Here is a 256-nt window from a genome sequence, read left to right as displayed (position 1 = left end):
AGGCCATTTCGCCGGCAGCCATATCCTGGTGCCGCGTGCTGGCGTCGCCGTGCATATCAATGCGTTCAACTTCCCCATCTGGGGCATGCTGGAGAAGTTCGCGCCCACCTTCCTGGCCGGTATGCCGTGCATTGTCAAACCCGCCACATCCACCAGTTACCTGACCGAAGCCGTGGTGCGCCTGATGCACGCGTCGGGCCTACTGCCGGCTGGCAGCCTGCAACTGGTGATCGGCAGCACCGGCGACCTGCTCGAC

At 64.1% G+C, this 256-nt stretch carries 1 protein-coding gene; it reads left to right on the top strand.

The genetic code is table 11. From position 1 onward, the window contains the following. On the top strand, positions 1-256 hold a 256-nt coding region (locus SB725_RS32405), incomplete at both ends, for an aldehyde dehydrogenase family protein (RefSeq protein WP_410923607.1).

The organism is Pseudomonas sp. SIMBA_041 (genome assembly GCF_046535095.1).
Classification (GTDB): Bacteria; Pseudomonadota; Gammaproteobacteria; order Pseudomonadales; family Pseudomonadaceae; genus Aquipseudomonas; species Aquipseudomonas mucoides.
The sequence above is the reverse complement of the archived record's forward strand: the minus strand, read 5'-3'. Positions and strand labels throughout refer to the sequence as shown.